The sequence below is a fragment of the Oceanobacillus sp. Castelsardo genome (assembly GCF_001659985.1).
Lineage (GTDB): Bacteria > Bacillota > Bacilli > Bacillales > Amphibacillaceae > Oceanobacillus.
Genome location: NZ_LYCS01000001.1, coordinates 307925 through 321838 on the forward strand (window position 1 = coordinate 307925; position 13914 = coordinate 321838).

Annotated in this window: 13 protein-coding genes; 3 read left to right on the forward strand and 10 right to left on the reverse strand. The window is 37.5% G+C overall.

Going from position 1 to position 13914, the window contains the following annotated elements:
* Window positions 1-67 precede the first annotated feature (67 nt).
* The 4 genes from A9178_RS01555 to A9178_RS01570 form a co-directional block, all read right to left on the reverse strand.
* Window positions 68-1708 (reverse strand): alkyl sulfatase dimerization domain-containing protein, encoded by a 1641-nt coding sequence (locus tag A9178_RS01555; RefSeq protein WP_068672158.1) that lies wholly within the window; start codon window positions 1706-1708, stop codon window positions 68-70.
* Window positions 1709-1870: 162 nt separating this feature from the next.
* On the reverse strand, window positions 1871-3448 hold the full coding sequence (locus tag A9178_RS01560; protein WP_068672159.1) for a class I adenylate-forming enzyme family protein: 1578 nt from the start codon (window positions 3446-3448) through the stop codon (window positions 1871-1873).
* A 70-nt stretch (window positions 3449-3518) separates the two neighbouring features.
* The gene (locus A9178_RS01565) at window positions 3519-4679 is read right to left on the reverse strand and encodes an acyl-CoA dehydrogenase family protein (RefSeq protein ID WP_197482135.1); all 1161 of its coding nucleotides are present in this window, start codon (window positions 4677-4679) and stop codon (window positions 3519-3521) included.
* Window positions 4680-4877: 198 nt separating this feature from the next.
* Window positions 4878-5642 (reverse strand): GntR family transcriptional regulator, encoded by a 765-nt coding sequence (locus A9178_RS01570; RefSeq protein ID WP_197482136.1) that lies wholly within the window; start codon window positions 5640-5642, stop codon window positions 4878-4880.
* Between the two features lie 330 nt (window positions 5643-5972).
* On the opposite strand from A9178_RS01570, the gene A9178_RS01575 reads away from it, so the two are divergent.
* Window positions 5973-6212 carry a hypothetical protein gene (locus tag A9178_RS01575; RefSeq protein ID WP_197482137.1) on the forward strand — a complete coding sequence of 80 codons (240 nt, stop codon included), beginning with the start codon at window positions 5973-5975 and terminating at the stop codon, window positions 6210-6212.
* 39 nt (window positions 6213-6251) lie between these two features.
* Entirely contained in the window at window positions 6252-6986 is a 735-nt protein-coding gene (locus tag A9178_RS01580) for an alpha/beta fold hydrolase (protein ID WP_068672162.1), read from the forward strand.
* A 196-nt stretch (window positions 6987-7182) separates the two neighbouring features.
* On the opposite strand, the gene A9178_RS01585 is transcribed toward A9178_RS01580, so the two are convergent.
* From A9178_RS01585 to A9178_RS01600, 4 genes are all read right to left on the reverse strand, one after another.
* The gene (locus A9178_RS01585) at window positions 7183-7557 is read right to left on the reverse strand and encodes a nucleotide excision repair endonuclease (RefSeq protein ID WP_068672163.1); all 375 of its coding nucleotides are present in this window, start codon (window positions 7555-7557) and stop codon (window positions 7183-7185) included.
* Window positions 7558-7631: 74 nt separating this feature from the next.
* Window positions 7632-8237, reverse strand: coding sequence for a branched-chain amino acid aminotransferase (locus tag A9178_RS01590; protein WP_068672164.1), 606 nt, complete (start codon window positions 8235-8237; stop codon window positions 7632-7634).
* 92 nt (window positions 8238-8329) lie between these two features.
* On the reverse strand, window positions 8330-9631 hold the full coding sequence (locus tag A9178_RS01595) for a DEAD/DEAH box helicase (RefSeq protein ID WP_068672165.1): 1302 nt from the start codon (window positions 9629-9631) through the stop codon (window positions 8330-8332).
* Window positions 9632-9952: 321 nt separating this feature from the next.
* The gene (locus tag A9178_RS01600; protein WP_068672166.1) at window positions 9953-10138 is read right to left on the reverse strand and encodes an excisionase family DNA-binding protein; all 186 of its coding nucleotides are present in this window, start codon (window positions 10136-10138) and stop codon (window positions 9953-9955) included.
* A 318-nt stretch (window positions 10139-10456) separates the two neighbouring features.
* Between A9178_RS01600 and A9178_RS19255 the strand changes: the two genes are divergently transcribed.
* Window positions 10457-10564, forward strand: coding sequence for a putative holin-like toxin (locus tag A9178_RS19255; protein WP_231889776.1), 108 nt, complete (start codon window positions 10457-10459; stop codon window positions 10562-10564).
* A gap of 480 nt (window positions 10565-11044) precedes the next feature.
* On the opposite strand, the gene A9178_RS01605 is transcribed toward A9178_RS19255, so the two are convergent.
* Window positions 11045-12385 (reverse strand): cyclic 2,3-diphosphoglycerate synthase, encoded by a 1341-nt coding sequence (locus tag A9178_RS01605; RefSeq protein ID WP_068672167.1) that lies wholly within the window; start codon window positions 12383-12385, stop codon window positions 11045-11047.
* 291 nt (window positions 12386-12676) lie between these two features.
* Window positions 12677-13585: an RluA family pseudouridine synthase gene (locus tag A9178_RS01610; protein ID WP_068672168.1), complete on the reverse strand. Its 909-nt coding sequence runs from the start codon at window positions 13583-13585 to the stop codon at window positions 12677-12679.
* Window positions 13586-13914 lie beyond the last annotated feature (329 nt).

Genomic DNA, 13914 nt, shown 5'->3' on the forward strand with positions numbered 1-13914 from the left:
TTTTATAGCCCTTCATTTTCAGTTAAAACAATCTTGACCACCGATATCTATCAACAAAAATCTATGATTATTGGAAGAGATTTACAAATCTATTAAATAGATTATAATCCCCTTGCAATTGGATATTCCCTTCATTTAAAGCCTGTTGAACATCACTTATTCCTATAATCATTTCTTTCCACACTTTTTCCGTTGTTCCAATCTCAAGTTCAGACGATTGCGGTTCCCCCTCCCGCACTTCGGCTACACCTCTACGGACATGAACCTGGTATGTGACGTTTGAATCAATCATCTTTACACATACATGAATAGTTTCATTTTTGCTTTTAATCGGATCAAGTAAAATCGCCATTTGCGAGAAGAATTGTTCTATTGGCATGGAATTAGCATAGGCAAATTGAACCTCTTTTGAACGAGGATGATAGTTAATATCCCCTTTAATCTCTAGTGACTGTGACAAATAATAGGAGCGGTTATTTGAGTTTTGGGAGGCTAATCCAAGTTGGAATAATGCTTCGGATTTTACAGATAAGATGTCACTGTCCCCTGGTGAAACTGCCAGTAACAGATCAGAAAGTTCAGCCGCCCACTGATATTCCTCCTCATCTAATGCATTTCTAGCTTCCAGCAACATTCTTTCATAGCCACCTGCTAACCCTATTATTTTCTTAGCTCTAACTTTGTAATTAAGTGGGACTAAATTTGTGGCATTTCCATCAAACCAGCCTAGGTATCCGTCATAGATGGCTCTGTTTGACTGTGACACGTCCCCATATAGTTCACGTAATTCCTTATAAGCCGCGAGATGAGATGGTAGGGTGATTTCTTCGACCATTTCATCTGGTGTCTTACCCTGGTTCATTCCCCGAACAACGGAATCATGAATATATTGAATGGCATCACGGTACATCGTAAGTAGCTCATTAATTCGCTCGGAACCATAAACAGGCTCAGTATGGCTTGGGACTAAATATTCCGCTTGAAGATCCCTCATCTTATCCAATGATTCAATCCATTGATATACAGGGCGTGGTGTTGTTCCACGAATAGTGTATAAATTAGGGAAACATGGATAATAATTATCAGCACTAAGCAGAACCTTTTTTTCAGGTAACCATACAAAAATTTGGTCATCTGTTTCTCCTGGTGCTGAAACCAACATTAACTTCAGGTCTCCAATAGTCAATTCCAAGGAATCGTTAAATTCCTCGGTAGGCAATATTATCTGAGGTTTACTTCGGTCCACCTGAAGATATGGCCCTAACCCGCTGGAAGGAATATATTTACGTGGAACCCTAACACCAAACTGTCTCGCTCCCCTTCTTGTCAGAATTGGGTCCAGCTGGTTAAATTGCTGATTAAAAAACTCTTTTGTCTTTGCATGCGCGTATACCTTCGTCCCTTTGTCCATAAAAACAGAAGCTCCACGTATATGGTCTGTATGTCCGTGTGTGTAAATTATTGCGGCTGTCGGTTGAGGTGAAATTCTATTGAACTCGGTCCTTATCTCTTTCGCTGCTTCTATACTTTCTGTCGTATCAACGATAATATTTCCCTCATTTGTAACTAATAGAATAGAATTTGCCAGGCCATAGCCGATAGCTGAGTATATCCCATCGTGGACTTTTTCTACGCGTTTTGTAAAACGCTCCGCATGTTCTGCTAAATAGCCCGATTTATTGTTCGTTTTCATTTTGTTCATTTTCATCACACCGTCCCTCCCAATCGGATTTAAAATCTAAAAATCTAGTAACCCTGTATCTTTATTCAGTAGTACGGTTTATATATGTTAAACAACCCCAAGTGTAAGCGTCTGCATTCTAATTAGTTTTCCCATAAGAAAATTCATTGGGACCTCCGCCATTTAAATTTAGTGTACTTCCCTTTCCGCTCCCTCCCAAAATGGCTTTTTCAACTTTTTCTTATCAATCTTACCGACTGTTGTAAGCGGTAAGGATGTTTCAAAGTAGATTTCTTTCGGAATCATGTAAGCGGATGTCCGTTCTTTACAGAATTGAATAAGTTCTTCTTTGGAACAAGTATCCCCCTCACGAAGAACAACAAATACACAAACTGCTTCTCCCCAATCAGAATGAGGGATACCAATACATGCACTCATGGATACAGCAGGGTGCTGGTTAATCACTCTTTCTACCTCAACGGAATATACATTTTGCCCCCCTGAAATAATCATATCTTTCTTTCTTTCAACAATATGAAGAAATCCATATTCATCTAGTTCACCAACATCACCGGTATAAAACCATCCATTACGAAAAGCTTCTTTTGTGAGGTCTTCCCTCTTATAGTATCCATTGGAAACGTAGGGTGCTTTAACAACAATCTCCCCGCGTCTAACGGATTTATTACTGTTACCATCATTATCAACAAGACGAATTTGAGTCATTAAACAGGGTTTACCACAACTTCTTAACACATCAGGTTTGTGGTTAAAGGCCCATAAATGATCGCTTTTAGTTAGCCGAGTAATTAGGATGCTACATTCTGTCATCCCATACTGCTGTCGTAAAATTGGACCAAATATTTCAAAAGCCTCTTTCAAACGTTCGGTAGATATAGGAGATGAGCCGTAATTTATATTACGTAAGGAGCTTACATCGTAGTTTGTTTTTTTAGCTTCATCAATTAATCGGTAAATAATGGTTGGGACCACAAAAGTACTTGTAATACCAAAGTCTTGAACCGTTTGTAAAAACTTTGCTGGATTAAAAGACCTAGACAGATAGACATGACAACCCGCTAATAGGGAACGATTCAGAAGCACACCAGCAGAATGTACAACAGGTGTACAGAATAACACTTTATCCCGATCATCATATGGGTATTCCATACAAGCTGCCTCCATCTCAGCCACTCCACTTTTCTGGGTATGCATAACCCCCTTAGGTGTACCTGTTGTTCCCCCGGTATATGCTATTCTTGACAAATCATCCGGTCTGGCGGTAGGGAATTCAATCGGAGCATCCGGTGTATGATTCCAATCAAATATACGAAATTCAGCTGGATAATCCGTAGTAATGAGCCCTGGAAGTCCGATAACTATTTTCCCTTCGTTTTCATTGAGATAATGAAGCACAGGCTCTATATGTTTCTCAGTGGCCATAACAACTATTTCTGGTTCTGCATTGTTTAGAATAAAATCCACTTCACGAACACCTAGCTTATTATTTAATGGAATTAAAGTGGCACCACATCGACCCACTGCACGCCCGAATAAAACGCTTTCAATACTATTCGGGATTAAAACAGCAATATTGGTACCAACGTTTGCACCAGCCTCATACAGATAACCAGCTATTCGATCCACCTTGTTTCGTAATTCCTTATAGGTAATAGTTTCATTTGTTTCAAGACAAGTAATCGCAGGCTGATGATCAAATCTGTTAATCCCATTGAACATTAATTGTTGGCTTGTTAAACTGTCCATTAAGAAATTCCCTCCTAAAAGCATTAATATTACAGATTAGCTTTTTTTAATTGTTCTCGCTTCAAATGGTTTATCCCTTTAGTAATTCCTTAGCAATCGTATTTCTTTGAATCTCCGATGTTCCAGTTAAAATTCTGAACATCCTTACGCTTCTATACAATCTTTCTACTGGGTGTCCTTGCATTAATCCCTTCCCACCAAAGATCTGCATTGCTTTGTCTGCAACGCGATTGGATGTTTCCGAAGCAAATACCTTGACCATGGAAGCCTCCGCTTTTACATCTTCACCCTTATCAATTTTATCAATGACATTGTATAGCATACATCGCGCAGCATAAATTTCAGTGGCCATATCCGCCAGCATATGTTGAATTGCCTGAAACTGCCCAATCGGACGACCAAATTGGGATCTTCCTTTTGCATAGTCAATCGATAAATCTAAAAGTCTTTGGGACACACCAATGTACGTAGCACCCCAAGAGGCACGATTTTCATTTATTCTACCGATTCCCAATTGGAGCCCTTTTCCCGGATTACCTACAATATTTGAGCTTGGTACACAACATTCATTAAAAAGGATTTCTGCAGTACTGTGTTCACCAGAAATTGGCACTTGGATTTTCCCCAATTCAAATCCTGGTTTTTCTTCTGTTTGTTTATCCACGATAAATGCAGTCATCCGCTCCTCATTATTTTCACAAACTATTTCTTTAGCAATTACTATTGCCCAATCAGCATACGGAGAGGCGCTAATAAAATGTTTCTTGCCCCTGAGAATGTAATGATCTCCATCTTTTATTGCGGTTGTCTTAATCGCACGGGCATCCGACCCTGCACCTGGTTCCGTTAAAGCAAAGCAACATCCGGCCTCTCCATGAATTACCGGCATAGCGTATTTCTTTACTTGTTCCTCTGTAAACACTTCTAACATTTTCCCGATTCTTAAAGGTCCACCTAGCTCCCCTAACACATGCCCCCATAGGACAGCACCAGACCTTGTCAATTCCTCCTTTAGAATGCAGAGCCCCTTCAGGTTGAGATTCTGTCCTCCATATTTTTTCGGCATATTAATCCCATAGAAACCTAATTCCTTCGCCCTTTTCCTCACCCATTTTATATGCTTCATAGGAATACGTTTTTCAGGGTCAATACCATGTCTTTCCTCATATGATAACAGCTCATCATAAATAAAATGAATTAATTCATCTTTTATTTTATCGATATCTGCCATTTTCTTCATCCGGCCTCCTTATGGAAAAAATGTTCCCATTTTAAAACAACTTCATAATACGTCATATGACGTATTATCAATAATTATTATATAACTTTAATCACTTGTCAATACATTACCAATATTTTTTAGATTATAATAGTTCTGAATATTATACAAAGACCAAGGCTCTTATCCCTGGATGTGTATGAAATAAAGTTATTTTGCGGAACTTCCATCTGACTTATTTTTTATCGTAAATTGATAGGAATCAGAGGATAGGTACATAAGCGACACAATATATGGCTTAGATTTTTCTATAAAGGTTCGAGACAATGTTAAAAGTGGGTATCCTGGCGGGATATTTAAAAGATCTGCTATATGCTTAGGTGTTTTCTTCACTTCCAAAGAACATCTAATCTCTTCTATTTGAAATTTCTCCTGAATAAGTTTACTTAAAGGTTGTTCTGCTAACTTGTCAATAATCTCCTGTTGAACCTCATCGACATTCTGTGACAGATATACAATGTGGTACGCTATAGGTAAATCTTTAATATAGAATATGCGCTCGATAGTTCGAAGCTTGGTTTCCGTTGAACTATTCAATATTTCAGCAATATTTTTTGGTGGTATTTGTTCAGAGAATTCCAGGAATCTAACCCGCACATCTATTCCCTGATCTATTAATGTTTCATAAAATCCTTTAAAATTATCAATATTCATCACATCATTCATTACATCCGTTTCTATGGTAGGAGCATTTACGAACATTCCTTTCCCACGTTGTATTGTGATTAACCTATCCTCAGTCAATAGATTTATAGCTTTCCTAATCGTAATTCTGCTGACCTGATATTCTTGCATCAGAAGTGGCTCAGTCGGTAACTGTTCGCCAGTTTCATAGACACGCTCCTGAATTTTTCTTTGTAAGTCGTCAGCAATTTGCCTATACATAGGTACATGACTGTTACGATTTATTTTCATAAAAATACCTCCAAGCTTAATTGGTTGAATATTGGTGAAAAACTTAGGTTGGTAACCTTGCATTCCATAGTATTTAATGGTTATCTGAAGATTCCACCTGTAATATAAGTTTATCATACGATAATTTTTATATTTAAGCTAACCAATTGTAGACGGAAGCACAAATACTAGAATCTTGGATGAAAACTGGAAACTGGGGTCAGTCCACTATTTACACTTCATTTTATATTCAATCAGACTCCACAGCTTATAGGGAAATTATCTTTGACTATGATAGAATGAAATCTAGTATTTCAAAACTCGACGGTGCTATTATTGGAAAAAGTGAAAATGAAAGAGATTGATTTGTATGAACCAATTAACAAGTATTTTAAGCGTAAAGGATATGAAGTGTACGGGGAGGTTAAAGACTGTGATATGGCGGTCATTAAAGACGACCTACTCATACTTGTGGAATTAAACTTAAGCGTAGACCTACTCATTCAAGCAACGAAACAAGAACGGGTGTCTGAGAATGTATACGTGGCCATACCAAAATCCAAAAAGCACAACCCTCGTTCTAAAAACTAAGATGGGATGCTTAACTATGAGATGTTAGGAGAATATGAGATGCAATATGAGATTCATGGGGATAATGACAAAGAAATGATGATCTTTATTCATGGAATCGGAGCGAGTTCTTGGATGTGGTGGCAGCAAATCGATGCCTTTAATGATTATCAAATATGTTTAGTGGATTTACCTGGGCACGGTAAAAATGAAGATATTCCTTGGATTGATTTAGCGACCACGACTCAAATAATTGCAGAAGAAGTAATAGGTGACCAAAGCGCACATATAGTGGGTGTTTCCCTAGGGGGACATGTTGCTTTGGAAATCGCTAAACATTATCCACAAAAAGTCAAAAGTACTTTTATCAGTGGAATTACCGTAAAGCCTATGCCTTTTAAGTTTCTTATGCCCATCCAATCACGCTTAATTCAGCGGTCGCTCAATAACAACGACTATCTCTATCGCTTAGCTAAAAAGAACTATCATTTACCTGAAAATAAAACGAAAGAATTCATTCGAAACTATCAATTATTGACAAGGGAAAATTATGAAGCGATTGGTTATGAAATTATGGATTTTCGTTTAGATGAATCTTATGCTGTAATTAAGCGTCCGATTATGTTTGTGGCAGGTGGTCAAGAATCGAAAGGTATTTTACAGTCGCTAAAGGTTGCTCCTCAAATTATACAAGGAGCTATAACAGCTGAAATTCCTGGTGCCCAACATATTTGGCCCGTTCAAATGCCTAGCGAGTTTAATCACATATTAAATGAATGGGTCAGTAAAAATTAAGTTATGTATACAACTGCTTGCAAATATTGACACAATTGTTGTAAGCAAAATGATTTAAAATTAATTACATATGTTGAAGCCCAAACATTCGGTATTGGTCATTTTTTACCCAAAAACACAAAGAGGAACCGTTAAGTTCCTCTTGTCATTTTTATTAGCTGCTGTGTAAAAAGTGTTGCCATGGTAATTAACTTTTTTATCTATAAAATACTTTATCAACGTTGTATTTCGACTGAAGTTGATTAACAATATAAGTTTCATAAATTTCTCGTTCCATTGGATCTTCTACTAAACAAATATCGATTTTAGTTACTTCGTCTCTGTGGTTTTTAATAGGTGAAACATTATCTTCAAAATGTTTTTTAATTCTTTGACGTAGTTTCCTTGCTTTTCCAACAAAAAGAAGCTCATCATTTTGATTAAAAAATAAGAAAATACCGCCTTTATCTCTTGGTATTAAATGGAAATCAATAAATCCATAAATATCTTTGATTACGGCTTCATTTTCTTTCGGAACTTGTTTCCGTTGTGTAATCGTAATATCTGAATTAGGTATGCTAATGTTTATCATGTTTCATCACGTCCCTTTCGGTATAGAAGTTAATGCTATCATATGTAGGAAAGAAATTCTATTTAACAGTTAATTCACATTCCTTCTTCCACTCTCTCTACTAGTTTAAATAGAAATCGATAACTTAATCGATAAGCTTCCTCTAATGACATCTCTTCTTTAAATCCATTCACATAATTCAAGGCAAAATTCAAGTCAAACAAGCCATCCGTTTGATTAAAAATCAATTCAAATCTTGCTCCATCCCCATGTAATTCTTTACTTAAGTTTTCTTTAAGAGATGTTTCAAACTTTTTCTGTAGCTTCAATCCTACCATGGCGTCATATGTTCCAAATACATCACTCATTTCCAACGTAATCGCATCAACGCCGATTAGTTCCAACCAAGTAGATTCTAAATATAGAAATTCATTCTTGTGTTTTTGAAGGTAGTCAATCGGGTGCTTTAAAAAAACGTATGATTCATTAGAAAGCGTTTCTTCTGTATTTTTATCACATCTTTCAATGGACGCATCTAGGAAACGTGTCGTAGGATCTTTTTCTATTACTGTAATGTCATTTGAAATTAATTCATGTTTCTCCATATACTCTTTTTCCTCTTGATATATTTCAATCGAGGGTGCAGCTTGTTGCTCTTCACTCAATGATGAAAGGTATTGTTTCATTCGTTTATGTAACATAGATATAACCTCCTAAATTTGGTACCTGCCCCTTGTGCGGTAATACTTTTGAGCATTTGAGGATAAGCGCTCCATTTCGTATGTTTCACGCTTTAGCGAGTACGTTTTCTACCTCTTGTTTTCGTACCTGAATTGCCTTTTGGCCGATTCTTATTAGGCCTTCTACTGGAAGAAGGCGTTGCAGCGTTCCTTCCGTCTCTTCTACGACCTTCAGAGCGTTTTGCTTCTTTTAATTGTTCGCGGTTTACTCTTTGATAATCCTCACGATCAGGGATACTGACTCCTTTAATTACTTGTATTTCCAATCTTTGATGAATCCCTTTTTCAATCATACGTAGGAACTCTAAATCCTTAGGAGCCATGAAAGTAAAGGCAACCCCATCGCCACCTGCACGGCCAGTTCGTCCAATCCGGTGAACATAACTTTCCACATCATGTGGAATATCATAGTTGTAAACATGGGTCACCCCTTCGACATCAAGCCCCCTTGCAGCAACGTCTGTTGCAACTAGAAACTGAGTTTTCGCCTCACGAAAACGTTTCATTGCTTTTTGACGTTTCGACTGGGTTAAATCACCGTGCAACTCGTCTGAATTGTACCCGTTGGCAATCAAAGCTTCGTGAAGTTTTCTGGCACGAATTTTTGTTCGACAGAATATGATTGCTAAAAAAGGGCGATGTTCTTCGATTAAATGCAATAACGTTGCTTGTTTTCTACGATCCGTTGTTTCAATCACAACTTGTTTAATTTCTTCAACCGTAACCTTTTTCGCTTTCACTTCAATGAATTCTGGCTCGTTCATATATTTTTTGGCAATAGATTTAACCTCTTTTGGGATGGTCGCAGAGAATAGCATGGTTTGTCTCGTAGAAAGTGTTTCATGAATGATGTCATCTACTTCTGGAAGAAAACCCATCTGTAACACTTGGTCAGCTTCATCTAACACAAGCATCTGAACTGTTGAAAGATCCAGGCTTTCACGGCGAATATGATCTAATAACCGACCTGGAGTTGCAACGACAATATGCCTGGCTCCTTTTAATTTTTTTAATTGACGGTTCACATCTTGACCACCGTACACAGCTAACGTATTGATGCCTTCTACGTTTTCAACCATTCTCTTGATTTCTTTTGAAATTTGCTGAGCCAATTCTCGTGTTGGAGTTAAAATAAGTGCTTGAACATCTGGCTTGTGGACATCAATCTTTTCAATAATGGGAAGAACAAAAGCTAACGTCTTCCCTGTACCTGTTTGTGCCTTTGCAATAACATCCTTCCCCTCAAGCACGGATGGAATCGTCCGTTCTTGGATGGAAGTAGGTGTTACAATTCCTAATGACTTTAATGTATGGTTAATCTCTTTTCGAATACCAAGTTGTAAAAAATCAAGCAAAGCTATCACGTCTCTTTTCTTATAGTAACGCCGTTGTATTTGTTCCAAGGCTTTTTTAACTATAGCATATTGGTTAGTATTTACAGAGTGATTTGGATTATTTATGTTGTATTTCTATGTGCGCTTCTTTTTTGACCTTCTTTTAAAAAATGGTAAAGGATCATCCTTGATACTCATTAAGATAAAATTAATCCCCTTCCTTCCCCAAAGTCCCACACAAACGAGTAAGACAAAGGGGCAGGTACACTGTCTCACTGCAAAAATGATTGGTTCACATTACATACCTACCCTACTATCCTCCCTTGAAAACCGCACATTATTTCAAGAGAATTTCCGATCCAATATTTGTAAGTTGAAGGGGTTAATTCCTGGATTAAGATAATTTAAATCTGCTAGCGTTACGTCTTGATGCGCCATCTTATTCTCACGCACCATGTCATTGATCGTATCGCTGTGTAACCCAAGGTATATTGCAGCTTCTTTTACTGTCATTGTACGACGTTCCATTATGATCCCCCCCTTTCACTCTTACACTCGAAACGAATCGGATGGAGGGAGATAGGTTGGTTGTTTTTTATTTTTTTAATTAAAACAGGCCAGTCCTTCACTTCGCTAATATTTAGTGAAGTGGGACTGACCCTGAAATAGTTTTATAGAAAATATTTCTTGAATACAAAGAGTAACGCATATTCTAACAGCAATATCCAACCGAACATTAGTACTGTTTTTCTGTAATTCGATAACATAATATGGTAAAATATTCTTAACAACTACATAGTATAGCGGGCGGTTGACCACTCCCCTTTAAGAAGGGAGGTGGTAAGGATGACGACATATGAAGCATTAAGCTTAATAGTACAAACAAGTATTTCACTACTAACAGGATTAGCTTTCATTGTTACTATTGTCGTCCTGCTAAATAAAAAGAAATAACCGCCCTCTGACCTAGGTTGCGGTTACTTCTTTAGACAATAAACAACGAATGGTCAACCGTACTTTATACGGTCTGTAGTTGCCGGTACTGAGTAGTGACAGCTACTTAGTACCCTTTCTTATCATAAGTATAATTTTAATTATTTATAATGTCAATTCTATCTTCCTGGTCCTGGGATCAGACCCCAAGACCCGGATATGAGTTAGTTTTTCGATTAGCACATCCATGGCTTCCTCACTTGGATTTTCCATATAAACCTTTACGAAGTCCCGACTTTATCGCATACGATAGGCATCCAGAAATAACGTTTCATAATGCTTGATATTGGTCCACTTCATTATTCCCACTTTTATTACTTGGGATTGCACTCATCCGCAAAGCGAAATCAAAAATGAAAAAAGTGAAATGGACCGGATAGAAGATATAGCGATTCACTATCCTGCTAGTTTCTTGCTGCTTGAATATTACTTATCTGTTTATCACCCAAGCTGATGTTTATGGATAACATCCCTTACGATATCGCTTAAATTAGGGTCGCTAATTTCATTTAACTCATAATTTACACGCGTACATGGTTTATTAATGGAGATGACACGAGATAAATCGATTGGAGTACCGATAATGACTGCATCACAGTCAGCTCTATTAATCGTTTCTTCAAGATCTTTCAATTGCTGTTCGCCGTATCCCATCGCTGGAAGGACGTTTTCAATATGTTGGTATTTGTTAAAAGTTTCGGCTAATGTACCGACTGCATATGGGCGTGGGTCAATGATTGCTGCAGCACCTAAACGTTCCGCAGCAACTGTACCTGCACCAAGCTTCATCTCTCCATGCGTCAACGTTGGGCCATCTTCCACGACTAATACGCGTTTTCCAACAAGACGCTCAGGGTAATCAACAGTAATTGTTGATTCCGCTTTAATAATAGTGCTAGATGGATTTGCAAGTTTTATATTATTTTCTACGATTTGAATTGCTTCCTCTTTCGCACTATCCACTTTGTTGATGATTGCCACATCGCTTGTTCTTAAACAAACCTCGCCAGGATAGTACTTTAGCTCATGCCCTGGGCGATGTGGGTCCAAAACAGTAACAGCTAAATCAGGCTCGAAAAAGGAAAAATCATTATTTCCCCCATCCCATAGTATAACGTCACACCCATCTGGATCATTTTCAGCTGCTGCCAATATATCAGCATAATCAACGCCAGCATATACAATATTTCCACGTGTTACATGTGGTTCATATTCCTCCATTTCCTCGATTGTACAATGATGCTCCTGTAAATCCTCTATTGTCGCGAAACGCTGGACACGTTGTGCATTTAAATTTCCATAGGGCATTGGGTGTCTTACTGCAATAACTTTTAAATTATGTTCTGGAAGGGTTTCGATGATTTTCCGCGATGTTTGACTTTTTCCAGTTCCTGTTCGAACAGCACAAACAGAAATGACAGGCTTCTTACTCTTTAACATGGTGCTATTTGGCCCTAACAATGTGAAATTAGCACCCGCTGCATTCACAATTGCGCCTATCCCCATCACCTCTTCGTAACTAATGTCACTAAACGCAAAAACACATTCATCAACGTATAACTCTTTAATCAAATCTGGTAATTGTTCCTGCGAATAGATGGGAATCCCATTCGGATATAGATCTCCAGCTAATTCACCTGGATATTTACGTCCATCGATATCTGGAATTTGTGCTGCTGTAAAAGCAACAACGTTATATGCATGATTATCCCGATAATAGGTATTAAAGTTATGAAAGTCTCTTCCCGCCGCACCAATTATAATAATATTCTTTCTTTCCATATCACTCTCTCCCAACAACAATTTATTATAAAGATCCCCGACTTTCCCTTATTCGATAGGCATCCAAAAACAACGCTTCATGTTGCTCGATATTGAGATGGTAGGGGAAACTTTAGTATTAGAAAAAAGATCAGTGCCTATTATGGCTAGAGTACTAGTAGGAATTATATGGTTGATAGTAATACGATTTGTAGCTATATAGACCCTTTTTCAACAACAGCTGTTAAATTTGCTCGTCATGCGACCCAAATAGTTAGAGGGAGACAGATAAACTGCTCCCTCCCCATTCGTTTATTTAGACTTACTTAAAAAAGATGCTGGTACATCTGCTTTAAATGACAACAATTCATTTGTTGTTGGGTGTTGAAAGGCTAGGATCTTCGCATGTAAACCAAGTCTGCCAATTGCATCCCGCTCTTTAGAACCATATTTTTTATCACCAACAACCGGATGCCCAAGATCTTGCATATGAACACGAATTTGATTTTTTCTACCAGTTTCAAGATTCAATTCTAATAAAGAAAAATCTACATTGCCCTGAATGAACGTATAGCGTGTTTTTGCAAGTAACCCATCATTAGGTGTTTGACTCGAATACATAAGATGTGTTTTCGTTTCTCTTAGCCAGGACGTGATATAGCCTTCCTTCTCTGAGAACCTTCCTTCAACTAATGCCACGTATGTCCGCTCTTTAACAGTCGTTGCCCAATTATCCTGTAGTTTCCTTTTCACGTGCTCACTCTTTGCAAACAGCATCACACCTGACGTGTCTTTATCTAAGCGATGCACGACAAAAATTCTGTTTTCAGGATCTTCCCTTTTCACATATTTCATTAATTGATGCAATGCAGTTTGTTGTTTTTCTTTTTCCGTCGCAATCGATAATAATCCAGCTTCTTTGTTAATGACAATAATATCCTCGTCTTCATAAAGAATTTGCATTCCAATTAACACATTTTGCTTTACTGCAGCTTTGTTTTTTAAAATGGTGACCGTTTGACCCGGTTTTAATTTATAATTAAACCGTTTTTCGATATGATCATCAATCGTTACTTGACCTCTAGCCAGGATGGACTTTACTGAATTTCTACTTCGATTAGACATTACCTTTAATAAAAAGGATAATAATTCATCGGGTTCTTTCACCTGGACAATTATATTTTTGGCATCTTTTCGATAGTTAGATCTTTTGTTAGACATGCTGCATGCTCCTTAAAATATGAAATTATGATGGATGTATCTTTAAGATTAGTTCGTGTGGGCTGGAAATGCAAATGGGAATAAAAATAGAACCTTAGATTGAATAAAATTAACGCTTATAGTCGTCTCATATGCTCCATTTTCATCCCATGGGGAAAGCTCCCAGAGTCCAGCTTTCTGGAACTTCACTTCGAGTTTGGATATATTTACTAAAGAACTTATTTTATTAAAATTATAAAGGGTTATAATTAAGTTAATCAAACTTATAATCAAGATAAAATAGGAACTTTGAGGTGTGATAGAAACGGATACTATACCAACATGTTACT

Bases quoted from the DNA above. Each gene is read 5' to 3' on its own strand.
- A9178_RS01580 (WP_068672162.1), top strand. From the start codon at position 6,252: ATGCAATATGAGATTCATGGGGATAATGACAAAGAAATGATGATCTTT.
- A9178_RS01600 (WP_068672166.1), bottom strand. From the start codon at position 10,138: ATGGAACGTCGTACAATGACAGTAAAAGAAGCTGCAATATACCTTGGG.
- A9178_RS01585 (WP_068672163.1), bottom strand. From the start codon at position 7,557: ATGATAAACATTAGCATACCTAATTCAGATATTACGATTACACAACGG.
- A9178_RS01570 (WP_197482136.1), bottom strand. From the start codon at position 5,642: ATGAAAATAAATCGTAACAGTCATGTACCTATGTATAGGCAAATTGCT.
- A9178_RS01610 (WP_068672168.1), bottom strand. From the start codon at position 13,585: ATGTCTAACAAAAGATCTAACTATCGAAAAGATGCCAAAAATATAATT.
- A9178_RS01605 (WP_068672167.1), bottom strand. From the start codon at position 12,385: ATGGAAAGAAAGAATATTATTATAATTGGTGCGGCGGGAAGAGACTTT.
- A9178_RS01590 (WP_068672164.1), bottom strand. From the start codon at position 8,237: ATGTTACATAAACGAATGAAACAATACCTTTCATCATTGAGTGAAGAG.
- A9178_RS01555 (WP_068672158.1), bottom strand. From the start codon at position 1,708: ATGAAAATGAACAAAATGAAAACGAACAATAAATCGGGCTATTTAGCA.
- A9178_RS19255 (WP_231889776.1), top strand. From the start codon at position 10,457: ATGACGACATATGAAGCATTAAGCTTAATAGTACAAACAAGTATTTCA.
- A9178_RS01565 (WP_197482135.1), bottom strand. From the start codon at position 4,679: ATGGCAGATATCGATAAAATAAAAGATGAATTAATTCATTTTATTTAT.
- A9178_RS01575 (WP_197482137.1), top strand. From the start codon at position 5,973: ATGAAAGAGATTGATTTGTATGAACCAATTAACAAGTATTTTAAGCGT.
- A9178_RS01560 (WP_068672159.1), bottom strand. From the start codon at position 3,448: ATGGACAGTTTAACAAGCCAACAATTAATGTTCAATGGGATTAACAGA.